Annotated in this window: 24 protein-coding genes; 19 read left to right on the top strand and 5 right to left on the bottom strand. The window is 42.6% G+C overall.

Annotated features, from left to right (window positions below; all coding sequences use genetic code 11):
* The first annotated feature begins 84 nt into the window (after positions 1 to 84).
* The 6 genes from ACZ42C_RS08510 (at position 85) to ACZ42C_RS08485 (ending at position 8,252) form a co-directional block, all read left to right on the top strand.
* On the top strand, positions 85 to 1,566 hold the full coding sequence (locus ACZ42C_RS08510) for a YfcC family protein (protein WP_461183232.1): 1,482 nt from the start codon (positions 85 to 87) through the stop codon (positions 1,564 to 1,566).
* 105 nt (positions 1,567 to 1,671) lie between these two features.
* Positions 1,672 to 2,685: an ornithine carbamoyltransferase gene (gene argF / locus ACZ42C_RS08505; protein ID WP_461183233.1), complete on the top strand. Its 1,014-nt coding sequence runs from the start codon at positions 1,672 to 1,674 to the stop codon at positions 2,683 to 2,685.
* A 46-nt stretch (positions 2,686 to 2,731) separates the two neighbouring features.
* A complete protein-coding gene (gene arcC / locus ACZ42C_RS08500; protein ID WP_461183234.1) occupies positions 2,732 to 3,712 on the top strand; it encodes a carbamate kinase in 981 nt (326 codons plus the stop codon).
* Positions 3,713 to 3,866: 154 nt separating this feature from the next.
* Positions 3,867 to 6,584, top strand: coding sequence for a cation-transporting P-type ATPase (locus ACZ42C_RS08495; protein ID WP_461183235.1), 2,718 nt, complete (start codon positions 3,867 to 3,869; stop codon positions 6,582 to 6,584).
* Positions 6,584 to 6,706, top strand: a complete 123-nt coding sequence (locus tag ACZ42C_RS08490; RefSeq protein ID WP_464891349.1) for a hypothetical protein — start codon at positions 6,584 to 6,586, stop codon at positions 6,704 to 6,706. The genes ACZ42C_RS08495 and ACZ42C_RS08490 overlap by 1 nt, the downstream gene beginning before the upstream one ends.
* 70 nt (positions 6,707 to 6,776) lie before the next feature.
* Positions 6,777 to 8,252, top strand: a complete 1,476-nt coding sequence (locus tag ACZ42C_RS08485) for a protein adenylyltransferase SelO (RefSeq protein ID WP_461183236.1) — start codon at positions 6,777 to 6,779, stop codon at positions 8,250 to 8,252.
* A gap of 175 nt (positions 8,253 to 8,427) precedes the next feature.
* Here ACZ42C_RS08485 and ACZ42C_RS08480 read toward each other — a convergent pair whose 3' ends face one another.
* On the bottom strand, positions 8,428 to 9,558 hold the full coding sequence (locus ACZ42C_RS08480) for a CAP domain-containing protein (RefSeq protein ID WP_461183237.1): 1,131 nt from the start codon (positions 9,556 to 9,558) through the stop codon (positions 8,428 to 8,430).
* 300 nt (positions 9,559 to 9,858) lie between these two features.
* Between ACZ42C_RS08480 and ACZ42C_RS08475 the strand changes: the two genes are divergently transcribed.
* Positions 9,859 to 10,293: an IDEAL domain-containing protein gene (locus ACZ42C_RS08475; protein ID WP_461183238.1), complete on the top strand. Its 435-nt coding sequence runs from the start codon at positions 9,859 to 9,861 to the stop codon at positions 10,291 to 10,293.
* 136 nt (positions 10,294 to 10,429) lie between these two features.
* Here the strand turns inward: ACZ42C_RS08475 and ACZ42C_RS08470 are convergent, their stop codons facing one another.
* From ACZ42C_RS08470 to ACZ42C_RS08460, 3 genes are all read right to left on the bottom strand, one after another.
* Complete coding sequence (locus ACZ42C_RS08470) at positions 10,430 to 12,463, bottom strand: penicillin-binding transpeptidase domain-containing protein (protein WP_461183239.1); 2,034 nt, start codon at positions 12,461 to 12,463, stop codon at positions 10,430 to 10,432.
* A gap of 188 nt (positions 12,464 to 12,651) precedes the next feature.
* Positions 12,652 to 13,590 (bottom strand): LCP family glycopolymer transferase, encoded by a 939-nt coding sequence (locus ACZ42C_RS08465; protein WP_461183240.1) that lies wholly within the window; start codon positions 13,588 to 13,590, stop codon positions 12,652 to 12,654.
* 266 nt (positions 13,591 to 13,856) lie between these two features.
* Entirely contained in the window at positions 13,857 to 14,069 is a 213-nt protein-coding gene (locus tag ACZ42C_RS08460; protein ID WP_461183252.1) for a sortase domain-containing protein, read from the bottom strand.
* 655 nt (positions 14,070 to 14,724) lie between these two features.
* Here ACZ42C_RS08460 and ACZ42C_RS08455 point away from each other — a divergent pair.
* From ACZ42C_RS08455 to ACZ42C_RS08400, 12 genes are all read left to right on the top strand, one after another.
* Positions 14,725 to 15,426: a TasA family protein gene (locus ACZ42C_RS08455; RefSeq protein ID WP_461183241.1), complete on the top strand. Its 702-nt coding sequence runs from the start codon at positions 14,725 to 14,727 to the stop codon at positions 15,424 to 15,426.
* 303 nt (positions 15,427 to 15,729) lie between these two features.
* Positions 15,730 to 16,290 carry a TasA family protein gene (locus ACZ42C_RS08450; protein WP_461183242.1) on the top strand — a complete coding sequence of 187 codons (561 nt, stop codon included), beginning with the start codon at positions 15,730 to 15,732 and terminating at the stop codon, positions 16,288 to 16,290.
* A gap of 261 nt (positions 16,291 to 16,551) precedes the next feature.
* On the top strand, positions 16,552 to 17,334 hold the full coding sequence (tapA, locus tag ACZ42C_RS08445; protein WP_461183243.1) for an amyloid fiber anchoring/assembly protein TapA: 783 nt from the start codon (positions 16,552 to 16,554) through the stop codon (positions 17,332 to 17,334).
* A complete protein-coding gene (sipW, locus tag ACZ42C_RS08440) occupies positions 17,331 to 17,900 on the top strand; it encodes a signal peptidase I SipW (protein ID WP_461183244.1) in 570 nt (189 codons plus the stop codon). Before tapA ends, sipW begins: the two co-directional genes overlap by 4 nt.
* 106 nt (positions 17,901 to 18,006) lie before the next feature.
* Positions 18,007 to 18,687, top strand: coding sequence for a hypothetical protein (locus ACZ42C_RS08435; protein WP_461183245.1), 681 nt, complete (start codon positions 18,007 to 18,009; stop codon positions 18,685 to 18,687).
* Between the two features lie 225 nt (positions 18,688 to 18,912).
* A complete protein-coding gene (locus ACZ42C_RS08430) occupies positions 18,913 to 19,050 on the top strand; it encodes an anti-repressor SinI family protein (RefSeq protein ID WP_464891348.1) in 138 nt (45 codons plus the stop codon).
* A 69-nt stretch (positions 19,051 to 19,119) separates the two neighbouring features.
* Positions 19,120 to 19,452, top strand: coding sequence for a helix-turn-helix domain-containing protein (locus ACZ42C_RS08425; protein ID WP_461183247.1), 333 nt, complete (start codon positions 19,120 to 19,122; stop codon positions 19,450 to 19,452).
* Positions 19,453 to 19,541: 89 nt separating this feature from the next.
* Entirely contained in the window at positions 19,542 to 20,030 is a 489-nt protein-coding gene (locus tag ACZ42C_RS08420) for a VanZ family protein (protein ID WP_461183248.1), read from the top strand.
* Between the two features lie 163 nt (positions 20,031 to 20,193).
* Entirely contained in the window at positions 20,194 to 20,361 is a 168-nt protein-coding gene (locus ACZ42C_RS08415; protein ID WP_461183249.1) for a hypothetical protein, read from the top strand.
* A 46-nt stretch (positions 20,362 to 20,407) separates the two neighbouring features.
* Positions 20,408 to 21,592, top strand: coding sequence for an N-acetylglucosamine-6-phosphate deacetylase (nagA, locus tag ACZ42C_RS08410; RefSeq protein ID WP_461183250.1), 1,185 nt, complete (start codon positions 20,408 to 20,410; stop codon positions 21,590 to 21,592).
* Positions 21,592 to 22,311, top strand: a complete 720-nt coding sequence (gene nagB / locus ACZ42C_RS08405) for a glucosamine-6-phosphate deaminase (RefSeq protein WP_461183251.1) — start codon at positions 21,592 to 21,594, stop codon at positions 22,309 to 22,311. Before nagA ends, nagB begins: the two co-directional genes overlap by 1 nt.
* Before the next feature lie 527 nt (positions 22,312 to 22,838).
* Entirely contained in the window at positions 22,839 to 23,867 is a 1,029-nt protein-coding gene (locus ACZ42C_RS08400; protein WP_461183824.1) for a multicopper oxidase domain-containing protein, read from the top strand.
* 56 nt (positions 23,868 to 23,923) lie between these two features.
* On the opposite strand, the gene ACZ42C_RS08395 is transcribed toward ACZ42C_RS08400, so the two are convergent.
* On the bottom strand, positions 23,924 to 24,556 hold the full coding sequence (locus ACZ42C_RS08395; protein ID WP_461182882.1) for a YigZ family protein: 633 nt from the start codon (positions 24,554 to 24,556) through the stop codon (positions 23,924 to 23,926).
* Positions 24,557 to 24,654 lie beyond the last annotated feature (98 nt).

Raw genomic sequence — 24,654 nt, 5'->3', positions numbered from 1 at the left:
TTTCCGGAAAACGAAATAGTAGATGTAGTCATGTTTGAAAGATGGTAACTCAGGAAGGAAATTATTTGATGAGGAGGGAGAGACATGGAAAAGAAAAAAAGTAAATTTAAAATGCCCTCTGCGTACACCCTGTTATTTCTCATTATTATAGTGATTGCTATACTAACCTGGATCGTGCCTGCCGGTCAATACGAGATCCTGGGAGATGATTTGCAGCCGGTACCTGGCACTTATACTGAAATGGAACAAAATCCCCAAGGTATATGGGAAGTACTGTACGCACCTATTCGCGGTTTCTTTGATGCGCAGGATATTGCCTTTTTCGTCCTGGTTATTGGCGGATTTCTTGGCGTTGTAATGAAAACCGGGGCAATTGATGCAGGAATCGGCCGTATTGTAAAAGGAATGGAAGGCAGGGAGCATCTGCTTATTCCGGTACTGATGGTTTTATTCGCCCTTGGTGGAACCACTTACGGAATGGCGGAAGAAACCATTGCCTTTTATCCATTGCTCATTCCGATTTTAATAGCAGCAGGGTATGACTCTCTGACTGCAGTATCAATTATCGCGCTAGGATCAGGTGTTGGTGTGCTTGGCTCCACGATGAACCCGTTTTCAACAGGGATTGCATCAGGCTTTGCAGGAATCTCCATCGGTGAAGGGATTATACTTCGGGTAATTATCCTTATTCTCACACTCGCTGTAACTATTTTCTTTGTTATGAGATATGCCAAACGGGTGAAAGAAGATCCTTCCAAATCCCTGGTGTACGATATGAAAAAGGATAATGAAGCGTACTTTCTAAGCGGACAATCCGAAAAGTTATTGGATTTAACCGGAAAGCGAAAAGCAGTATTGTGGGTGTTTGGTATCACTTTTTTATTTATGGTTCTTGGTGTCATACCATGGGCAGATAAATTTAACATCCACATTTTTGATAACATAAACAACTTTTTCTTAAACATCCCGGTCATCGGTCCGTTTCTTGGAAATGTCATGCCGCTGGGTGACTGGTGGTTCGGTGAATTAACCTTGCTCTTTCTGTTTGCTTCCATTGTTATCGCCTTTATTTACAGAATGGGAGAGGAAAACTTCACCAGCACTTTTGTTGATGGGGCGAGAGATTTACTTGGTGTAGCTTTAATTATTGGCATATCAAGAGGTATTTCTGTTGTCATGGCAGATGGTGGAATGACAGCAACCGTGCTGCATTGGGGAGAGCAGTTGTTGGACGGGGTAGGGCCGGTATTATTCTCCAACCTGGCTTACTTGTTCTATCTGCCATTATCATTCCTGGTGCCGTCCACATCCGGATTGGCGACGATGTCCATGCCAATCATGGCACCTTTGGCCGACTTTGCCGGCGTAGGAAGGGAAATGGCAGTGACCGCTTTTCAAAGTGCTGCCGGAGTAGTAAATTTAATTACACCGACCAGCGCCGTTATTATGGGAGCATTGGCGATAGCCCGTGTCCCGTATAACGTATATTTCAAGCACGTCTGGAAGCTTTTGATTGTTTTATCTATTATTGTCATGGCTTCTATGAGCATAACAGTTTTGCTCTAGCTATGAATTTTTGCAGGGAGTGATGGGCAGGGGAGAGCATTTGTTGTTTGAACCTGCCCATGCAGCCGGTTTCAATTTTAGTAAAAAACCAAGGAGGTTTTTCAAATGGAAACGACCACGATAGATCTGCGGGGAAGAAATTTTTTGACACTTACAGATTTTTCGGAAGAGGAAATTAACTATTTAATTGACTTTGCTAAGGAACTGAAGGAAATGAAGAAAGACGGTGAAGCTCACCGTTTTCTGGAAGGACAAAATATTGCCCTGTTATTTGAAAAGCCGTCCACAAGAACGCGCTGTGCGTTCACGGTAGCATGTGTGGACTTAGGCGCACACCCTGAGTATTTGGGGAAAGCGGATGTGCAATTCGGGAAGAAGGAGTCCGTCCGTGATACTGCGATTGTGCTTGGCAGAATGTTTGATGGCATCCAATACCGCGGGTTTAAACACGAAACCGTGGAAGAACTGGGGCAGAATGCAGGAGTTCCAGTATGGAATGGGTTGACAGATGACTACCATCCAACCCAAATATTGGCGGATTTTCTTACTATAAAAGAAAATGTGGGACACCTGAAAGGGGTGCGGCTCGTTTATGTCGGCGACGGCAGAAATAATGTAGCCACCAGTTTATTAATTGGCGGTGCAAAAGTTGGGATGGATATCCGCATTTGCGCTCCCGAGACACTTCTGCCGGATCAAGAACTCATCACCTATGCGGAAGAGTTGGCGGAAGAATCAAAGGCGAAAGTGATGGTCACTTCGGATGTAGCAAAAGCTGTGGATGGTGCAGATGCGATATATACAGATGTGTGGGTATCCATGGGTGAAGAGGAGCAATTCGGAGAGCGAATCAACTTGCTGAAACCTTATCAGGTTAACAAAGAGATGCTGGAGTTAACCGGCAACAAAAATGTGCTGTTTTTACACTGTCTTCCGGCTTTTCATGATTTGAACACCGAGGTGGGAAAGCAGGTTTATGAAGAATACGGTCTGAACGAGATGGAAGTAACAGATGAAGTGTTTCAAAGTGAAAATTCCGTCGTCTTTGATCAGGCGGAGAATCGAATGCACACGATTAAAGCGATTATGGCTGCAACAAACAGGAAAGAAAATAATTGATGCAGGGGCCATCTTTTACCCTGCATCATACAAAGAGGTGAGCAACATGGAAAGGAAGAGAATTGTCGTGGCGCTTGGTGGTAATGCGATCCAAGCAGGAAATGGGACTGCCCAGTCACAATTAAAAGGATTGGAAAAAACCGCGATACAACTAGCCAAACTGATTAAAGACGGGCATGAGCTTGTGATTACCCATGGCAACGGTCCGCAGGTAGGCAATATTTATTTGCAGCAAATGCAAGCAGAAAGTGCGGATTTGCCGGCCATGCCGTTGGATACTTGCGGGGCGATGAGCCAGGGGATGATCGGGTACTGGCTGCAGAATGCCATTGACTTACGGTTAAAGGAGCTTGGTGTATCCAAACCGGTTGTTTCTTTGGTAACCAGGGTAGAGGTAGACGCAGCAGATCCAGCATTTTGGAACCCGGTCAAACCAATCGGTCCGTTCTATACGGAAAAAGAAGCAGAACAGTTGATGGAGGAAACAGGGGAAACATATGTAGAAGATGCGAATAGAGGGTGGAGAAAAGTCGTTCCATCTCCATTACCGATAAATATTCTGGAAGATAAATCAATCCGGACTTTAATCGAAAGTGATCACATCGTTATTTGTGCCGGTGGAGGCGGTGTGCCGGTGATTCATCGTAGAGGAAGGTATATCGGGGTCGAGGGTGTCATCGATAAGGATTTTGCATCCCGGAAGCTGGCAGAGGAAATTAACGCCGATGTACTGTTAATGCTGACGGAAGTAGATCATGCTTATATTCATTTCAACACACCGGATGAACAGGCACTTCACGTGGTAGGAACGGAAGAAGTGGAAGAGCTGCTGAAAGAAGGCCATTTCGCACCTGGCAGCATGCTGCCGAAAGTAAGAGCGGGCATTGATTTTGCTGCATCCGGTAACGGCAGGAGCTGTATTATTACTTCCTTGAATAAAGCAGCGGAAGCACTGCAGGGAAAAACCGGCACAAAAATTGTAAAACAGGCAGTGAAACAAGGAGATGCTTCTCTTGTTTCCGTTTGAAAGGGTCATCGCATTTTATGTATAGTGAATATAGGTGGTTAAGATTGGCAACTTTATTATATGAATGGACGGTTCTCTCACCTTATTAGTAAAGTGGAATAAGGCTTATACAACAGGAGAACCGTCCCGGTGTTGTTAAAGAAAGGGTGAGGAAATGAGTAGGGAATATGATCGCTGGTATGAGTTAAATGCTGATGATGTATTAAAGGACTTGGATGTCAATGAGGATAGCGGGCTTACTGCGGAAGAAGTAGTGAAGCGGCAGGAGCAATATGGAAAGAATAAATTGACAGGTGCCAAAAAAGAATCGAAATTCAAGAAATTTATGAAGCAATTTAACGATATGCTGATCTATGTATTGCTGGTGGCGGCAATTATTACGACACTGCTTGGCCATATGATAGACACTGTCGTTATTCTTGCAGTAGTGGTGATCAATGCCCTCATCGGATATCTTCAGGAAAATAAAGCGGAAAAAGCCCTCGATGCCATTAAAGGTATGCTCTCTTTGCATGCCAATGTAATACGGAATGGAAAGCGAGTGGAAATTGAAGCAGAAGATGTAGTAAAAGGGGATATTGTACTTTTGCAATCAGGAGATAAAATCCCGGCTGACATACGTCTATTGCAAACAAATAACTTGAAAGTTGAGGAATCTCCACTTACCGGTGAATCTTTATCTGTGGAGAAAAACACCCAACCACTAAAGGAAGATACCGTACTCGGGGACAGAATAAACATGGCTTTTTCAGGAACGACGGTTACGAATGGCACAGCCACTGGGGTTGTAGTGGAAACCGGTAATGATACAGAAATCGGGAAAATTAACCGCTCCATTGCAGAAGTGGAAGAAATTAAAACACCGCTGATCGAACAGACAACCAAGTTTGGAAAGCAAATTTCCGTTGCGATTGTGGTGTTCGGTATCGCACTGTTTTTCTTTGCTTTATTTTTGCGTGATTATCCTATTGGAGAATTGGCGCTTTCTATTATTGCCCTCATCGTAGCGGCCATACCGGAAGGACTGCCCGCTATTATGTCCATTCTTCTTGCTATTGGTGTACAAAACATGGCAAAAAGGAATGCTATTGTCCGAAACCTCCCTTCTGTTGAAACCCTCGGATCCGTCTCTGTCATCAATTCGGACAAGACAGGGACACTGACGAAAAATGAAATGACGGTACGTTCCATTTTCACTCGGGAAAAAAATTATGAAGTAACCGGTTTGGGTTATTCTCCGGAAGGACAGATTCTTCACCATGGAGAAGAAGTCAATATATCTGCGGATGATTATGTAAAAAATGTACTTTTAACGATGAAAACTGCAAACGATGCAGCGTTGACAAAGGATGAAGATGGACATTGGGCGATCAACGGGGAACCAACGGACGGTTCACTCGTAACACTCGCCGAAAAGGCAAATGAAGAACTGCCGAATGTGACAAAAATAGATAAAATACCATTTGACTCCGAGTATAAATATATGGCAGTACTCGGCGAATATAACAATGAAAAATATGTTTTCATTAAAGGTGCACCGGACAGACTTTTTGAAATGGCGCAGTACGAGGAAACAACAGACCATCCTTTTAAGCGGGATCATTGGGAAGAAAAAATGGTGCAGCTGGCCAAAAAAGGAGAGCGGGTACTTGGGGCAGCCTATAAAAAGGTGCCTGATGACACGGAATCCATTGATCATGACGATTTGTTCAGAGAAGTCGTCTTTCTCGGTTTAACCGGTATTATTGACCCGCCGAGAGAGGAAGCCATCGATGCCATTAAAGCATGCAAGCAGGCGGGCATCGCGGTTAAGATGATCACGGGAGACCATCCGGAAACAGCGCATGCGATCGGGAAACAGCTCGGAATCGGCAATGGCCATGGTGCCCTGGAAGGCAGAGAGTTAGATAAAATGTCGGAGGAAGAGCTGCAGGAAGCAGTGAAAAAATATGATATTTTTGCAAGGACAAGTCCACAAAATAAATTGCAGCTGATTGATGCATTGCAAAAAAATGGCGAAATTGTTTCCATGACCGGTGATGGTGTAAATGATGCGCCTTCCCTGAAAAAAGCGGATATTGGCGTGGCGATGGGGATCAAGGGAACGGAAGTGTCCAAGGATGCTTCCAAAATGGTACTGGCTGATGATAACTTTAAAACGATTTATGATGCGGTGGAAGAAGGCAGAAGGGTATATGATAATCTGCGGAAAACAATCCTATTTATGCTTCCTACCAACGGAGCGGAAGCCCTGCTTGTCGCAGGCAGTGTGATGCTTGGAATTGCGGTTGTATTAACTCCCGTACAGATTTTATGGGTGAATTTAATTACAGCGGTCACGATAGCTTTCGCGCTTGTTTTTGAAAATCTGGAAAAAGGGGCGATGAGCCGCCCGCCCAGACCAAGAAAAGCTGCTTTACTGAATGGCTACTATATATTCCGGATCGTGTATGTTTCGCTGATTGTAGGTTTATCTTCCATATATATAACAGTAAACTTAACAAATCAGGGATATGACCATGCATTAATTCAGACGATTGTACTGAACACAATTGTTTTTGCGGAAATGTTTTATTTGTATAATTGCCGGAGTGAAAGGGATGCAGCACTGACAAAAGGTTTCTTTTCCAATAAAGTAGCTTTTATTGTAACAGGTGCGCTTATTTTATTCCAGCTCGGCCTTACGTATGTACCGGTATTGCAAGCTGCCTTCGGTACGGCATCCATGGATATTGAATATTGGATCATACCGATTATGGTAGGCTTGGCCGTATTTATTATCGTGGAAATCGAAAAGTATATTACCCGTAACAGCCGTTTAGGCAATTTGTTTGAAAAACGGCAGAATAAAAGGGAGCAGGAAAGTAATTAGTGGGAAAAGGACAAATGAAACAGGAAGAAAAAGGCCAAATCATTCACCGGTTTGGTCTTTTTCATGTCAGAAACACACAGAATTCCTATTTTCAACATGAATCCTCTCGTCATAGGGAATAGTAAAACAACAGGAGAACATAATGTATGTTAATCTAAAGGAAATATATTATTGCAAGGGTGGATCATATATATGGGTACGCAAACGATTAATCAGATAGCGTGGGGTTTGGATAGCAGTTATGCTGCATTACCGGATTTATTTTATACAAAGCAGCAGCCGGCCAAAGCCGAGGAACCTGCGTTGGTCATTTTCAATCACCCGCTCGCAAAATCCCTTGGACTGGAAACAGATAAGCTGAACGAAGATGCATTGGCAAATGTATTTTCTGGCAATCAGCTGCCGGAAGAAGCAGACCCGCTTGCTCAGGCTTATGCAGGCCATCAGTTTGGCCACTTTACAATGCTCGGGGATGGTCGTGCGGTATTAATGGGGGAGAAATTATCCCCGTCCGGGGAGCGGTTTGATATCCAGCTGAAGGGTGCAGGAAAAACACCATATTCCCGCGGGGGAGACGGCAGGGCAGCACTTGGTCCGATGCTTCGGGAGCATATTATCAGTGAAGCGATGCATGGACTGGGAATCCCGACCTCCCGCAGCCTGGCAGTAACGACTACCGGGGAAAAAGTAAGGAGGGAAACTTTTTTGACGGGTGCCATTGTCACGCGTGTTGCCTCCAGCCATATACGGGTGGGTACGTTTGAATTTGCAGCACGCTGGGGATCAATTAATGACTTGAAAGCCTTGGCCGACTATACGATAAATCGTCATTTTCCGGAAATGAAAGAGGCAGAGAATCCCTATGTATCATTTTATCGAAAAGTATTGGAGCGTCAGGCCCGGCTCATCGCGAAATGGCAGCTGACTGGTTTTATTCATGGTGTGATGAATACGGACAATATGACGATCAGCGGGGAAACGATTGATTATGGACCTTGTGCGTTCATGAATGATTATGATCCAAAAACCGTTTTTAGCTCCATTGATGTAAACGGCCGATATGCCTATGGGAATCAGCCCGGGATAGGGGAATGGAATCTGGCCCGCTTTGCGGAAGCGTTGCTGCCATTATTTCATGAGAATAGGGACCAAGCGGTGGAAACAGCGCAGCAGGAATTGGCCAACTATGCAAAGTATTACCGGCATTATTGGTTATCCGGCATGAGAAAGAAGCTGGGACTAATGGATGAAGAAGATGGGGATGAAACACTCGTCAAAACCCTGTTACAGTTAATGGAGGAACACAAGGCTGATTTTACGAATACTTTCCGTGCGCTTACGTTAAATGAAGAACTGAATGACAGCGACATGTTTCACAGTAAGGGTTTCCAGGAATGGAAAACCAAATGGAAAAAAAGAAAGGAAAGTGAAGGTGCGTCAAATGAAGACATTCAAGCATGGATGAAGGCCAATAATCCGTCCATCATCCCTAGAAATCACAAAGTAGAAGAAGCACTGGAAGCTGCTGTTGAACATCAGGATTACTCTGTCATGCACCGACTGATGGAAGTTCTGTCCAATCCTTACGCCTATACTAAAGAACAGGAAGCATACAGCCAGCCGCCTGAACCAACCAGTACCCCATATCAAACCTTTTGCGGTACGTAACCGGGGACGGGCTTCAGTTGCAGAAATAACTTAATAAAATAGACGACGCGCTGTCTCGGGAAATTTTTATAATTAAAATAAGCTGTAGTCATCCAATCTGAACGTCGTTTCTTTTACCGAACACCTCGCCAATAAAAAAGCATGCTGCACCGGATTTACTCGCAGCATGCTTTTATTATTTCGTTAAGAACTTCTCGGTATAAAAAGGTTGGGCGTCTTCATTAAAGGCGACACCGACTCCCATTTCCCGGTAGCCGGGTTTTAATATATTTTCTCTGTGACCGGAGGAATTCATTAACCCTTCATGAGCAAAAATACTGCTCGTTTGTCCAGCTGCAAGGTTCTCTCCGGCCATTTGAAAGGAAATGGCATCTGCTTCCATCCGATCGAAAGGGGACTCACCGTTAAGGTTGGTATGACCGAAATAATTATTTTCCGCCATATCCACGCTATGCTTCCGGGCTGTCTCTCTTACAGGTTCATGCCAATCCAAAGGAGCCAGGTCCCGGGCAACCCTTGCTGCGTTGGTAATATCAAATAATTGATATTCAAGACCCTCTTTGAGATCTTCGCCCGGTTCCCCAAAGAACCCTTCTTTTTCCTGTTCCAAATCTTTGCTTATAATTTGAATGGCGGTCACGGTATGATTCTCATGTAAATCGAAAAAAATGGTAACATAATTATTATCCATGTCAAACATATTATATTCGCCGTTTCCATCAATTTCATAGTTTGTAAACCCTTTGCGGATCGCCGTAATCGGTGCATCCAATGCATCAAAAACAGTTTCACTGGAACTGCCATAGCTAATGCCTTGATTGGAAGCCAGAAGATCCTGGTTCGTGTATAACCCAACTACCTTATTATTTTCATCATAGGCAGCCATGAAAAAGTTTTGGTAATTCTCATGATATGCAGCCCACGTTGTTCCGTATTCATTCAAAGTTTCTCTTTCTGCACTGCCGGCTTCCTGCTCCACATCGGAGCGATCATCGCCAATTTCTACGTTATGGATGGAAAATGACTGTGCATTCGGTTCTTCCAGGTCTGGACGTTCCACCTGAGCCACTTCCGGTTGCACTTCCTGCGGTTCATTTCCCGTTAATCTGCTGTAAATCTGTTCAATTTCATTATTCAAGTATTGGATTGTATCATTTACTTCAGGGTTTTCAAGCACGTTGACAATATCGGATTGAATAGAAGAAATGACTCCTTCAACCCCGTCCTGCTGAAAGGATTCACCGTAAAAATGCCATAAGACTCCAGCAAACAGCAATAATAGTATAAGATGACGTAATTTAGGCATCGGCTCACTCCTTTCAAATATAAATGAAAAGCTTCTGACTATCAGTATACACGGATATAAAGCTAACGAACCACTTTGGTGAAGAAAATTAAAAACAAACAGTTTGCGGAAACTTAAAAAATAATAAAATATTTTTATTATTCACTTTACCTTGTAGGTATTTTATACTATACTAAACCAAGGGCTTAGTTCTTATTAAAGAACGATTTGGAAAAAACTGAAAAAACAAGTTTCATTTGTGTAAACGAAGGGAAGAGGTAAGTTGATAAAAAATTATTTTGATGGAGGTGAAAGTAAATTATGCTGGCATTTAAAACGATCAAACCGTATCACTTGGAAACTGATAGTGACTATGTGTATCTTGTTTTAGCCAAAAGTGATTTTACGATACTGATCAATTATAAAGAATATAATTTTATCCCGATGAAAGCAAGGAAAATTAAAGTAAACCGTGTAACGGGGCAGATTGTTAACCCTCATGATATTTATGCTTTCCAACGGGGCCAGAACATTATTTACATAACCCTTACCCGTTTTATACAAATGACCGATTTTCTTGTTGAACTGCATCGGTTTGTAAAACCTTATTGTTATCCGCAGGACAAGTTTGACATGATTTACGATAATGATATGGTAATCGATGAACTGGAACGATTAAATGTTAAGCGTCTCATTGACCGTGCACTTGATCAGGGAGACCGGGACAGTTTTTATAAGTTATTGAAAAAGCTGTAGGTCCTCCCCTGAACACACATGTGCCACCACAGGGAAAATGGCAGCTGTGAAAAAAGCCGACCTGATAGAAAGTCAATCTATCAGGTCATTAAATAAGTTTCCCATTTTTTCCATGATTGAAACCTTATGCAAAGAATTAGTGAATATCAATAAGCAGATCAGTTACTTTTTCAGCAGTATATCCGCTGCCGCCCCTGTCTTGTGTATTTTCAATCATCATGGCAATTAATACCTCCGGATCATCCGTTGGATAGCCGACAAACCAGCCGTTTTCCTGGGCGGAGTCATCTTCTCCGGTCAGTTTTAATTCGGCTGTTCCTGTCTTGCCGGATATCGGAAAATCCGCCTCGTCGGCAACAGTGGCAGTACCGTCTGTAACTACCGCTCTTAAAGAATCAGCAATTAAACTTGCCTGGTCGGCAGATATGAAGCTTTCCTGCCAAACCTGGTTTGTTTCTTCACTGGTTAAGAATGTTGGTCTCAACATGTTCCCTTCATTGATAAACATCGTATAGCCGACAGCGAGATGCAATGCGCTCATCTCCAATTGTCCCTGGCCGTAACTGGCATTGGCAAGCATCACCTCGTCATCCATTTCTCCGCTGTTTGAAACGGCAGAAGGGCTGATCGGATATTCAAATGGAAGCTCCTCACCAAATCCGATATTTTCCATACCGCTCACAAATGCTTCACCACCCATTTCCACTCCCTGCATGGCAAAGTAAATGTTATCCGAGCGCACCATGGCATCCATTAAATCCACCGGGCTGCCCGATTCGGAAACACGGCGCACCTCATATTCACCCCACTCCTCACCATTGCTCCAAGTCAACCCTTCTATTTCAATACCTTCATCCGGATCGATCGTGCCATTCTCCAGACCAATGGCTGCTGTTAGTGGTTTTATGACAGATCCGGGAGCAAACGTGGCGGAAAAACGATTGACCAGTGGATTTTGTTCATTATTTTGCAATGTATCCCATAGGTTGGGAGTTGTTCCATATAATATATCATTTGGATCAAAAGCGGGGCTGCTTACAAGCGCAAGCGTTTCTCCTGTTACCGGATCAATAGCTGCAGCAGTACCGCTGTCTTCTTCTTCCTGATATGCATCATATATCTTTTCCTGTAGATTGATGTCGATTGTAAGTGTAATATTTTCTCCGTCCTGAACCGGTGTTTCCGCTAAAACAACATCCTCTTCATCTTCTTTTGAAATAACAATGGTAACACCGTTTTCTCCTCTTAATTTATCCTCGTACCATTGTTCCAAGCCGCGTTTTCCAATGACGTCGGTTGCACTGTACACCCCTGGTTCTGCTTCTTCCAATTCTTCTGCGGTAATATCCCCGATATAGCCTGTAAGGTGGGCGGCTGCTTCCCCGGCTGGATACACACGACCACTCACTTCCCGATTGGTAATTCCCGGAACGTCCCAAAGCTGATGGAGTGTTTCTTCATCCGTCAATGCTACTTGTTTCAGTGGGACAAATAAATTCGGTTCCACCCAATCGGCATTCAGCGCTGTTTCAATATTTTCTTCAGCCATACCTAATAGATCGGCTGCCCGGCTAATGCTGTCTTCGGGATTATCCCCCATGCTTTCAGGTACAAATCCAATTTCATAAACGATATCATTCATAGCCAAAGGCATCTGATTCCTATCCAAAATTTCTCCTCGTTTTGGCTGAACTGTTTGTATACTGATTTCCCCGCCATCTTTCAATTCAGGGAAAATAAAACCGGGATCCCATTCCACAAACCAATTTACTTCCTCTTCCTCATCCCCCTCCTGAAGTTCATGCAGGGTGGCTTCATAGGAGAAGTTAATTTCGCCTCCGATGGTATCCATATCAACTGTAAAGGGAAGCGTTGCAGTTCCTTCTTCCATTGCCTGTTCAAGCATTTCCTCTTCAATAGGGTCAAAGGCAATCTGTAAATCGGAAACTGCCAAATCTTCGTAAATTTTATTGTAACGATCAGCAAATTGATCTATTGGGTATGATTCTCTGGATTCCGGCGTAAGCATGCTGTACATTTTGTCAAACTCCAAATTGTTCCATTGGTCTACGTAAATGTCAAACCTTTCATTTGGTGTTGTTTGTTCTTCTGAACATGCAGCTAACATTGTAATGAAAATAATAATAGAAAACATGAATATCTTTCTCATTTTGATCCCCCGCAATATTGTACATAATATTATTATAGCATTTTATTTATACGAAAAAATGAACAAATCGTTAAATCCGCTTACCCAATCTTTCCTTTTTGTCTTTCAATTGGTAAATTGGCGGATAAATGGAAAAGTCACACTGGTGTAACTCCAGGTGACTTTTTTGTCTGCATTCAACGTGTTGGCTAGCTTGCTTCCATATGATTTTTAACTTCATTGCTGATCCGATTGAATTCTTCGTCCGAAACGACATAGTACCATATGCCGTTAATCATCTCTCCGGTACCTTCAATTTCCAGAGTGGTGGTATTTCGTTGGGTTCCACGGTAGCTGCTGAATAAGGACTGCATATTACCCATATTCAGATCGGTTTTCACATTGCCGCCCAATATATCCAGGATTTCACCGACTTTGGTAATGCTGGAAAAACTTGCACCTTCATTTAACGCAGCCTGAATTACTTCACGCTGCCTTTCGTTACGGCCCAAATCGCCGCGTGGATCATTTTTACGCATACGGATATAATCCAGCGCCTCTGCACCGTTTAAGCGAATTTCCCCCTCTGCAAAATCAGAACCGCCCTGGGAGAATGCCTGGGTATTTCTGACCGTAACGCCGCCAATGGCATCCACACCCTGCTGGAAGCCTTCCATGTTTACCCGCGCATAGTAGTGAATAGGCAGATCAAATGCATCTTCCACGGTCTGTACGGATAAATCCACATTACCGAATGCATAGGCATGGTTGATCTTATCCATACCGCGCCCCGGGATATTAACATATGTGTCACGCGGTATACTGAACATAAGCATGGAATCCGTTTGCGGATTCAGCGACAATAGAATCATGGTATCGGAACGACCTGCATCGCCCTCACGTGAATCCACACCAAGCAAGAGGATATTAAGGGATTTGCTTTCCTGAAAAATTTCTTCCAGTTCCTTCTGTCTTTCGGGGTCACTGTCTCTTTCCAACGGATCATGCATCGTTTCAACTGTATCCCCCAGTTTGTCATACATATAAAAGCCAAATCCGCCTATTAATAGTAGAAAAACGAGAAAAATGCCACCAACCCAGTAAAGCCATTTACGTTTTTTTCTGTGTTTATTCATTCTTGAACTCACTCGTATTCTCCTCTGTAGCAGAACTTTTGCTTATAAAAGTGCAGTTTTCTGTGAAACCTGTTTTACGGATGTATTTCAGTGAAAGTGCAGTATCTGACGGCACATGAGCAACTGCAGATAAATCAACATTACACTTTTCAGCAAAGTTTGCTAAAAATTATCATATCTGGATAGATTATATCGAAAATAGTCCATTTAGTCTATATGGTTTTTGGACAAATGTGAAAATATATAGAGAAAGAAAAATTACGCAGATAGTTATGCATTCAACTTCTGCGTAATTTTCCACCCCGTTCGGTATACGAACCAGTTTCTTCTATAGGAAGTGCAGTGAAAATATAGCGGTCGGGCTCGCTACCTACGAAGTTAAATGGGTAACAGGTGGAGAGCGTCAATACTTCATCAGGGGCGGTAGGCACGAACATGGTCCGGCCATCTGCATCCACAATTTTCTTTTCTGTAATTTTATAGGAATAAATCCTCGCGGTCTAGTTACTCATAAGTATTTGGCTGGTAATGCAAAGTGTTTCTTGATAACCGAGTCGGGGGTGATTTGATCATCATGGTGCAGATATTTGTATCGGCTCTTTATAGTACAAGGACGTTCCAAATGGTTATGTTTCTTCGTAGTTCGTTTATCGTCCTGATAAGTGATAAATGGAAACGTGTTTTCATTGTGCAAATCATGGATAGGTCAAACTACCCCGTCCCGTAGATTTGAGGAATTACAAGTCAAGTTGCTGTATTAATTGAACTGTCGTTCTTAATAAGGCACAAATAAATTTAAAAAAAATGAAAAACTAAGTAAATCAGAGCAAAATAAAGAAAAATACAGAAAATTGTTCTTAATATAGCATAAATCGTTCTTTTTAACGTTTTTCTTTCTGGGAAAAATGCCCTATACTGCAATTAGGTTGTTCGTTATAACTTACAAAAATAACCGCAAAAACGAACGGTTGTGGTGCAGCAGGAAGATTCAGCAAGTATTAGTATAACGAACGGATACATACGGAAGGGGGAGATTCTCTGGAGGTGTAACAGTTTTAGAAACTATCATGTCAAATCTGTACCACTCATCAGGAATTCAGCGGGAAATAGTTAATTTTATTACACATTATTAGGAGGAATGAACAAATGAGTTTAAAGAAAAAGTTAGGTATGGGAATCGCAACTGCAGTAATGGGTGTTGGACTAATCGGCGGAGGAACGTTTGCTTATTTTAGTGATACGGCAGAGCAGACGAATACATTTGCTTCCGGGACAATTAATTTAGATGTTGATCCTGAAATCCAAGTTCCAATGGAGAATATTAAGCCGGGTGACTGGATGCCTAGAGATTTTGAACTTGAAAATAACGGTAGCCTGGATATTGCTTATGTAGAACTTAATACGGATTATAACGTCACTAGAGATGGAGAAAATGTTGGCTCTACCTTAGCTGACAAGTATGCAGAGCAGCTTTATGTTCAATTTCTAAAAAATACAACTGGTGATGAAGATTACGAAGTATTATTTGAAGTTAGTTTAAAAGATTTACGTGATCTTACACCGGAAGATTTAGCAACAAAAGTAGATATTGAAGAAATTATGACAGAAGAAGGGTATGAATATTGGCAGTGGATTATCTGGCCTATCTTTGGTAAGTGGATAACTGTAGACCCGGTGTTTGAAGATGTCCCAGAAGAAGTGACTGGAATCATGGCTGGTGATACGGCAGAATTCGACGTACAATTCCGCTTTAATGATACAGGAGAAGCGCAAAATGATCTACAAAACCTTGACTTAGAGCTTAACTGGACATTTGAAGGCTTCCAGGGTGAAGGCCAAGAAAAATAAGTAAATGATTAAATAAGAAAGTGAGGCTGGGTCATACCTATTTTATTGTAGAAATTGCCAAACAAACCACTTACCCAGCTCCGGGAATATACGGAGACTCCAGCAGGATAAAAGGCATCGATGAGACCCCGCAGGGCGCCGTGCGCCCGAGGAGGCTCATTAGCCGCCTGCGGAAAGCGAAGTATATTCCCGGGGCGGTCGGTGACACTCTATTAACACTATTTGTTCGGATTTTCTTCAGTGTTTAAAGTTAAGTCCAGACTCATTTCATAAAAGCACAGATTCAAACAGGAGGGAGAAAACATGGCCATTAAGGAAAAACTTGTGATGAGCATGCTGATTGGCGTCTTGGGAATTGTGCTCGTCAGCGGTGGCACATTTGCCTATTTCAGTGACTCGGTTCAGACAAACAACAATATAACTGCCGGGACATTGGATCTTGGTGTTACAAATATTGATGACGAAGGGGTATTGTTTGAGTTTGAAAACAAAAAGCCCGGGGATACGTTTGATTATACATTCAATTTGAGAAATGAAGGCTCATTGGATATCAGGGATGTCACGCTTTATTCCGAGCATGCCATCCGGGATAAAAACGGGGAAATAACTGAAAATGATTTCGATAAACAAATACTGCTTACTTCAGTCAAAGTGGACGATGAGGAATTAATAGAAGAAGAAATGACGCTTGCTGATCTTAAGGATGAAGATGTAATTCTAATTGAAGACTTTGGCTCCGGGGATGAAGATGCAGCAGTATATGCAGCATTTGAATTTATACAAACGGACAGCAGCCAGAATAAATACCAGGGTAACTCCATGGAGCTGGAATGGACGTTTGAAGCAATGCAGACAGAAGATTAATCCTATCTAAATACGGCCGGTGATCTCCTTCCTTGCTAAATGTGACCTGAAAAGATATGAAGTTTTTCAGGTCACATATGTATCATTTGGCATTTATGTGCATTCATAAATATATGACAAGTTGTGTATTTATGAGTACACAGAAATGCATTTGATTAAGGTAGGTAGCGCCGGAAAGATTTACATAATTGTCACTCACATATTACCGGATAGCCTTCCCGCCCGGTGATATATTGGCCCCAGTTTGAAAGGAGAATGAGGATGCGAAGTAAACGGTTAAGAAAATTTAGAAGGCAATTTCCTGTAGCTTTTTTTCTTGTAAAACTTGTACTGATCTGGTATTTGGTTGTTTTTTCCATTAGCTATTTAACATCAGGAACTGCTGCCCACTTTTATGATGCGGAGGAGGCTGATGCGAAGGTCCATGCCGGATTTTGGGCCGATGGCTGGGATGGAAGTTCATTATCATTTATGGAAAACGGCAACACAAACATAAAATCATGTGATCCTGTTGAAATCAGTACCGAAATAAAAAATACCGGTGATGGAGATATGGTGGATGGCAGTGTGTATGATATCTATTATATCGAAAATGGCAACCCGGAAAAACATGGGGTGAAACTTGATTTACCGGAAGACGAAGGGAGTATACCTGCGTTGGAGCCTGGTCAATCAACAGAATTGACCCATATTGCACAACAACCAGGGGTGTATGCCTTTTTAGCAGAGCAGCCAGAGGGTCATCCAGAGGGAGACACCGTATGGAGTAAGTGGGTCATTGTTAACTGTCCGTCAGGGAAGGCGGAAGTAGATGCAGAGACAGAAACGGAGGAAGAGGCTGAACCTGAAAATGAAGCAGATCCTGAAACGGAGAAAGAGGAAAGACCGGAACAGGATGCAGATGAAAGTGTAAATGAAGAAAGTGAAGCGAAAGAATCTGAAGAGAAAAATGAAAACAGCAAAGAACATGAAGAGGAAATAATTGAAGAAGAAATAGAAGACGAAGAAACAGAGGAAGCAGAGGAAGAGGGTGAGGAGTCATGAAAAAAAGAAAGTTTTTAAAATGGATGAACAGTTTTGTCAGTGCGGTGCTTATGGTTTTGTTAATCGGCGTGGCCACCTTATTTGTCTATACCAAAGTTTCCGGCGGGGAACCGGAAGTTTTCGGCTATCAGTTGAAAACGGTTCTGTCCGGATCGATGGAACCGGAATTTCAAACAGGTTCGATTATTGCAGTACAAACGGTAGAAGATGGCTCCGGCTTTGTGGAGGGGGACATCATTACCTTTATGGAATCTCAGGATAAATTGGTTACCCACCGGATTGTGGAAGTAAATGAGACAAACGACGGGGTGATATATACAACAAAAGGGGATAACAATAACGCACCGGACTCCAGCCCGGTACTGGCTGAAAATGTGGTTGCGGGTTATTCCGGGTTTACCGTTCCGTATGCCGGCTACATCATTAATTTTGCCCAGACACCAAATGGCGCTTTAGTATTCCTCGTGCTTCCGGGCGTGTTGATGGTCGGGTATTCCGCCATTTCCATCTGGAGAGCGCTGGGAGAATTGGAAAATGAAAAAAAAGCCGCCAGTACAGATTCATAAAATACCAGCTTCCCGTTAAGCTTTCGTTTACAGTACTACGGATCAGGCAGGAAGGACGATGTTTTCCTGCCTGCAATAATAAAAGTCTTATGTGAGGAAGATGCTTATGAAACTTAAAAAATTATTGCTTTCTATAATAGTTGCTCTGCTCATTGGTCTTTCACCATCTCTAAATAAGCCGGTTGCAGCAGATGAAGAAATTTCCATTGGTGTATCACCGGAAGATACATTATTTCAAGTGGAAAATATGAAGCCGGGAGATTGGGCTCCAAGAACGGTTACCGTAGAAAACAGGGGCGCGCAGGATTTTTCCTACATCATGCATATGGAGAATGAAGAATCGGATAAGCTATTCCGGGAGCTGCTGTTGGAAATAACGGCGTCCGGTACAGCATTATATGATGGAAAACTCGCAGACTTTGAGAACCTCGAGGAAAGATTCCTGGAACAGGGAGAACAGGAGGAACTGGAACTCACAATTCGGTTTCCGGAAGAATTGGGCAATGAGTATCAGGGATTAAATACAGCGTTTACCATCATCTTTACGGCAAATAGTACACAGGAGGAAGCAGCTGTTGAATTGCCAGGGTTTATTGGAAGTGATGCTACTCCATCTTCTGACAGTGAAGCCTCTTCTGCAGGAGGGAGCAGTGGATCTTCATCTGGAATCGGAGGGACCCTTCCTCAAACTGCGACCAATATTTTTCTGTTTCTAATATTAGGGGGCGTTCTATTGGTCAACGGCTTATTGCTATATAAATATAACCAATACAGAAAAAGAGCATAAAATGAGTCTAAAGCACTGTTTTTATGCTCTTGCCAAGCTAAAGCCTTTTCGACAAGAAAATAAAGAATAACCTACAAAACTAGTTGCATTTTGACAAAACAACCTACCCAAAAGGCGTGGGTTATATAGTATAATAGTCATAGCGGTTATTATATTTATACATATTTAAAAACGTGCATCATGTCATTTTAAAAGGTTGGAGTGGAATAAGAAACAGGGGGTTAAATGATGCAGAGTACGGTAAAAAAAATAGCGTTGGATGATGAGTGGGTCAGGCTGATCAAAAGTGCGAAGACATTGGGCATTACTACGGAGGAGATACGTGAGTTTTTGGAGGAAGCAGAAAAAAATGGAGGTGGATAAGTTTTAAATATAAAAATAGAACTCTTTACCTTCTTTATGGTATAATTTCCGTTGAAAGAAGGTGAGAACTTGATCGGTGAAAAGATAAAGCAGTTGAGGAAAGAAAATAAAATGTCTATTTCCGAGCTGGCTGAAAAAGCCGGTGTAGCAAAATCATATCTTAGCTCTATCGAACGAAATCTTCAAACAAATCCATCGATCCAGTTTATTGAAAAGGTAAGTGCAGTATTGAACGTTTCCGTAAATGAACTGATTAAAGACGACAGGGAGAAGGTTAACGAAGATGAGCTGGATGAGGAATGGCTGGAAATAGTTCAGGAAGCAATGGAATCAGGTGTTTCCAAAGAACAGTTCAAGGAATATCTCGAATTTAATAAATGGCGAAGTAAGCAAGGAAATTAAATTTAAGCAGAGAAAGATAAGCTGCCGTCACACATATGGACTTTCAGGAATTGAATCTTTCCGGAAAGATAAACGGGAGATTACACAAAATGAAAAAATATATATATTGGCTCCTGCCTCTTTTGTGGATGGGAGTTATTTTTTATTCTTCAAGCCAGCCATACGAAAATCAGGATATGCGGCCGTTGCTTGCAGACGGGATGAATCTGTCGTCTATTGAGCCGCTGGTGAACTGGATATCTTTTACGTATAATGGGTCCGCAGTAAGTGTGGAGACACATGGAGTTGCCGGATTTATTGAGTTTTTTATCCGCAAAGGAGCACATGTTGCGGTGTTTTTTCTGTTGGCCTGCTTCTTTTTTATCGCCTTAAGAAAATCGACGGAACTGCAATTTAAATATGCTGTAGCCATTTCGTTTTTTGCAACAGTTGCATATGCTATTGCAGATGAAGTTCATCAAGGATTTACGCCAAACCGAACGCCTTATGTTGGCGATGTTGTGCTGGATGCATTAGGTGCGTTTGCTGCTGTGATTATGCTAACGTCCATCTATTATTGGAAAAAAAGGTCATCCTGAAGTATGTTCCATGACCGTTTGGTTTTTCCAATGAGGCATATACCAGGTTTGTTTCTACAATTTTTTATAAAAAAAGCGAGGAAACGACAATATTCGACAGCAATTGGCGAAGAATTATGGTATGGTATGGTAATGACATGATGAGAAAAAGGCGGGAAGAATTATGAAGGAGCAGGAATGGTATAAGGATTTGCTTACCAAAGTAATTACAGAAACAGAAAATCAAAAAATTAACACTGCAGAAGAATTGATAAAAACTTTGAAGGACGAAATCAGTCTATCGCAAATGAATCAAAATACAACAGTACCAGCAAAAATTATGTCAAAATAAACAAAATTCAGAATTGGGGGGGTCAGACCCCATAAGGATGGTTTGTATGGAATCAGTGGGTTCAGTGTATATCAAACATGCGACTGTTTATTTGGAGGAGGAGATTATTCAGAATGGCTCTGTGCTGATGAAGGATGGGCAGATTACAATTATTCAATCGGGTGAAATGAAGACTGTTCCCGACAATGTACAAGTGGTCGATGGTACAGGCCTGTTTCTGATTCCCGGGTTTATTGACGGGCATATACACGGTGCAAACGGCGCTGATGTCATGGATGCAACGGAAGAAGCACTGGACACCATAGCCGAGGTGCTGCCTGAGGAAGGAACGACCGCATTTCTGGCTACGACGATTACTCAGTCTCCGGAAAATATGGAAGCTGCTTTGAAAAATGCATCGGCATATCATTCTAAAACAGGGCAGGCGGAAATGCTTGGTGTTCATTTGGAAGGTCCTTTTATTGAAAAAAATAAGGCCGGAGCCCAACCTGTGAAATACATAAGGAATCCTGATTTGGAGCAATTTAAAAGATGGCAGCAACTGGCAGGGGACCGGGTCACATCCATTACGATGGCGCCGGAACTCGACCAGGATGGAAGTTTTATCGAGTACTTATATCAAAGCGGGATCAATGTTTCAGCAGGCCATACAGGGGCAGGATTTTCCGATATGAAAAAGGCGGTGGATCATGGAGTGCGCCAGGTTACGCATTTATGCAACGCCATGACCGGTATTCACCATCGGGATATAGGGGTGGTGGGTGCAGCCTTTTTTCTGGAAGAGCTGCGGGCAGAGCTGATTGCTGATGGAGTTCATGTCTCGCCTGAAATGCTGTCCTTAATTTTTGCCAATATGGGAAGTGAAAGATTGCTGTTAATTACTGATGCCATGCGGGCAAAATGTTTGAAAAAAGGAAATTATGAGCTGGGCGGCCAACAGGTAACTGTTTCCGAAGACAGGGCAGTTTTGTCAGATGGCACATTGGCAGGCAGTATACTAAAAATGAATGCAGGTGCAAAGCAAATGCTTGATCTCCCTGATGTAACTATGCGCGATATTGTGCGTATGACTGCAGAAAACCCGGCAAAACAACTGCGTGTTTGGAACCGAAAAGGCAGTATTGCAGTGGGGAAGGATGCAGATGTGCTTTTAGTGGATGAAGCACTGAATGTTCAATATTCAATTTGCCGCGGAGTAATCAGTTTTAAGAGTGAGGAGGCGCAAAAGTAATGAACATCATCAAAGTAAAGGACTATCAGGAAATGAGTGAGCGTGCCGGAGAGACATTGGTTCGTACGTTGAATGCTAAGGATAACCCGGTACTGGGGCTGGCAACCGGCTCTACCCCGGAAGGAATGTATGCATACCTGGTGGAAAAGTATAAAACAGGAAAAATTTCTTTTGCGGATGCACAAACATTTAATCTGGATGAATATGTCGGATTGGATGCAGAAGATCCAAACAGTTATACATTTTACATGCATAAACATTTATTTAGCCAAGTTGACCTGCCCGACCAAAATGCACACTTGCCGAATGGTACAGCGGAGAATTTAGAAGAAGAATGCAAAGCATACGAAAGGAAAATAGAGCGTGCGGGCAAGATTGATCTGCAAGTCCTGGGAATCGGGCTCAATGGGCACATCGGCTTTAATGAACCCGGCACTCCTTTTAAAAGCAGAACGCATATTGTGGAATTGGATGAATCAACCCGGCAGGCCAACGCCCGTTTTTTTAACTCTATGGAAGAGGTGCCGACGCAGGCACTTACCATGGGAATAGAATCGATTATGGAAAGCAGGGAAATTCTTATGCTCATTTCCGGAGAGAAAAAATCGGAAACCCTGACTCAACTTTTAAACGGAAAAGTTACCGAAAGTTTTCCGGCATCCATATTGCATGAACACCCTAATGTCACTATCATCACAGATGAAGCAGCGTATAAATAATACGTCTTGGCCGTACTTCTGTTGCAAAGAATTTATGCTGTATTTGATAAAAGGCTTCATGCCGAACAAAAAATACTTTATAGCTTTGCTGAAAGTGCATTAAAAATCCATCTATTAAGAAGGTGGGTTTTTTATTATTATAAAGTTGACTGGCTAAACTCTATAGCCGGATGCTATAGTAAACCCCCTGGGAATGTCAACCTGCTTCCTGCGAACCAGGACTATAAAATGCCTCGCTGCCCACATTGTGAAGAGATCACATAAAACACAGTTCGTTAAAATCTATACACGATAGAATTAAGTTTACACTATATTCACCGTGTCAAACTTTGTTCATTTTTGCACATATATTTGTGATTTAAATCACAGGTGAGAAGGGTGAAAAAAACTATACTAGAGTCAGAGATAAGAAAGAGCCATTCAGTCAAGCAGATAACACAGCAGATCCAGGACCAATTTGATTGAGTGGATAAAATAAAAAATCCTTATCTTTAAACAAAAAATAATCTTATGAGGTGATTATTATGTTGAAGAAGAAATTGGGTTATGTTGTTACCGGTCTGAGTGCTGCTGCGTTGTTGTTATCTGCCTGCGGAACATCCGTGGATGAAGCATCCCCGGAATTGGATGATTCCATGGAGGAAGTAAATGCGGCTGAAGAGGTGGAGGTTATTAAACCGCACCAGGATCTGAATCAGGAGCCGGTGCCGGTTGAAATGGAACGTGACGGTTCGGATGTATATATTAAGATGACTTCCCAGATTACGGATATTGAAATCGCACCAGGCGAATTTTATAAAGCATGGACGTTTAACGGCGAAGCGCCAGGCCCGCTCGTGGAAGTAATGGAAGGGGACACCATCCATTTCACCATGGAAAACCTGGACCCGGCCATTCCGCACAGCATGGACTTCCACGCTGTTCATACGGCACCGGATAAAGGTTTTGCCGATGTGGAGCCGATGGAAGAAGAGACTTTCGTCTATGACGCTTCAAAACCGGGCGTATTCATGTACCACTGTGGAACGGACCCGATCCTTTCCCACATTGCCAATGGCATGCACGGCGTGATCATTGTCCATCCGGAAGATGGCTTCCCGACAGATGATGAGGTGGATCGTGAGTATGCGATTATTCAAAACGAATGGTATCAATATAATGATTTGGATGATATGACTAACGGCGTACCGTCCCAGGTTGTATTCTCTTCCAAAACACTGGAAGGCGGAGACCAGCCTAATACAGACGGAACGACCACTTCACTGAAGGATGAACCATTACACGCTGAAGTAGGCGACAAAGTTCGTTTCTATATCAACAATGTAGGTCCGAACGAAATTAGCTCTTTCCACGTCGTAGGCACCATGTTTGATGATGTCTATATCGACGGAAACCCTGCCAACCATATGGAAGGACTGCAAACAGTCATACTTCCGGCAAGTGGTGGAGCAGTGGTGGAGTTCACGGTAACTGAAGCGGGCGAATACCCATTTGTTACCCACCAGTTCAACCATGCCACTAAAGGCGGCGTTGGCATCCTTAAAGTAACCGAATAAGAAAATAAAGGGACGGCTCTCCTGCAATAATGCAATTGGAGAGCCGTCCCGCTGTTTTACACGTCAATTTCTATATATTTCTGTTCAGTTTGCTGCACTTCAGCCTGGTCACTTGTTAAATTGGTAATCCACTCCTGAAAGCCTTCTTCTTTGCCACTTTCTGCATAGACGATAAACTCCACTTTATCCAGGTAATTAATCTTCTCCAAAATATATTCAGAGTTTCTGAGCTCATTTTCCAATTTCCCGAGCAGCGTATAATCTATGGTAACAGAGAACCCTTGCATGAGCTGTCTTTTAACGACACCGGTTGTTTTGATTGCCTGGGAAGTGGTGTTACCGTAAGCACGAATGAGTCCGCCCGCCCCAAGTTTAATGCCCCCAAAATACCTTGTCACTACAACAGCAGTATCCTTGAGTTTTTGCTTTTTCAGCACTTCCAGCATTGGCACACCGGCAGTCCCGCTCGGCTCACCGTCGTCATTTGCTTTTTGGATCTGATCATGTTCCCCGACCATATATGCGGAACAATTATGTGTGGCATCCGAATGTTTTTTCTTTATTTCCTGAATAAATTTTTGTGCTGCCTCTTCGCTTTCCACACGTCTGACATATCCAATAAATCTGGACTTCTGGATAATGATCTCGTCCATTCCCTCTTTTTTTACTGTATAATAAGACTGCAGCATTAATATTACCTCCAATTCATTGCATTATAGTATAATAACAGGTACAAAGTAATAGAAGAAAAATTCATATAATATGCAGAAAGACCCTATAAAAAAAT

Source organism: Virgibacillus kimchii, assembly GCF_055379185.1.
Note: the sequence above shows the minus strand (reverse complement) of the source record. Positions and strands in the feature narration are given on the sequence as shown.

What these genes read in the sequence shown, in the direction of transcription:
- tapA (WP_461183243.1), top strand. Translation starts at nt 16,552, where the DNA reads ATGCGAAGTAAACGGTTAAGAAAATTTAGAAGGCAATTTCCTGTAGCT.
- ACZ42C_RS08495 (WP_461183235.1), top strand. Translation starts at nt 3,867, where the DNA reads ATGAGTAGGGAATATGATCGCTGGTATGAGTTAAATGCTGATGATGTA.
- ACZ42C_RS08415 (WP_461183249.1), top strand. Translation starts at nt 20,194, where the DNA reads ATGAAGGAGCAGGAATGGTATAAGGATTTGCTTACCAAAGTAATTACA.
- ACZ42C_RS08395 (WP_461182882.1), bottom strand. Translation starts at nt 24,556, where the DNA reads ATGCTGCAGTCTTATTATACAGTAAAAAAAGAGGGAATGGACGAGATC.
- nagB (WP_461183251.1), top strand. Translation starts at nt 21,592, where the DNA reads ATGAACATCATCAAAGTAAAGGACTATCAGGAAATGAGTGAGCGTGCC.
- ACZ42C_RS08475 (WP_461183238.1), top strand. Translation starts at nt 9,859, where the DNA reads ATGCTGGCATTTAAAACGATCAAACCGTATCACTTGGAAACTGATAGT.
- ACZ42C_RS08510 (WP_461183232.1), top strand. Translation starts at nt 85, where the DNA reads ATGGAAAAGAAAAAAAGTAAATTTAAAATGCCCTCTGCGTACACCCTG.
- ACZ42C_RS08470 (WP_461183239.1), bottom strand. Translation starts at nt 12,463, where the DNA reads ATGAGAAAGATATTCATGTTTTCTATTATTATTTTCATTACAATGTTA.
- ACZ42C_RS08430 (WP_464891348.1), top strand. Translation starts at nt 18,913, where the DNA reads ATGATGCAGAGTACGGTAAAAAAAATAGCGTTGGATGATGAGTGGGTC.
- argF (WP_461183233.1), top strand. Translation starts at nt 1,672, where the DNA reads ATGGAAACGACCACGATAGATCTGCGGGGAAGAAATTTTTTGACACTT.
- ACZ42C_RS08455 (WP_461183241.1), top strand. Translation starts at nt 14,725, where the DNA reads ATGAGTTTAAAGAAAAAGTTAGGTATGGGAATCGCAACTGCAGTAATG.
- ACZ42C_RS08420 (WP_461183248.1), top strand. Translation starts at nt 19,542, where the DNA reads ATGAAAAAATATATATATTGGCTCCTGCCTCTTTTGTGGATGGGAGTT.
- sipW (WP_461183244.1), top strand. Translation starts at nt 17,331, where the DNA reads ATGAAAAAAAGAAAGTTTTTAAAATGGATGAACAGTTTTGTCAGTGCG.
- ACZ42C_RS08435 (WP_461183245.1), top strand. Translation starts at nt 18,007, where the DNA reads ATGAAACTTAAAAAATTATTGCTTTCTATAATAGTTGCTCTGCTCATT.
- ACZ42C_RS08485 (WP_461183236.1), top strand. Translation starts at nt 6,777, where the DNA reads ATGGGTACGCAAACGATTAATCAGATAGCGTGGGGTTTGGATAGCAGT.
- arcC (WP_461183234.1), top strand. Translation starts at nt 2,732, where the DNA reads ATGGAAAGGAAGAGAATTGTCGTGGCGCTTGGTGGTAATGCGATCCAA.
- ACZ42C_RS08480 (WP_461183237.1), bottom strand. Translation starts at nt 9,558, where the DNA reads ATGCCTAAATTACGTCATCTTATACTATTATTGCTGTTTGCTGGAGTC.
- ACZ42C_RS08450 (WP_461183242.1), top strand. Translation starts at nt 15,730, where the DNA reads ATGGCCATTAAGGAAAAACTTGTGATGAGCATGCTGATTGGCGTCTTG.
- nagA (WP_461183250.1), top strand. Translation starts at nt 20,408, where the DNA reads ATGGAATCAGTGGGTTCAGTGTATATCAAACATGCGACTGTTTATTTG.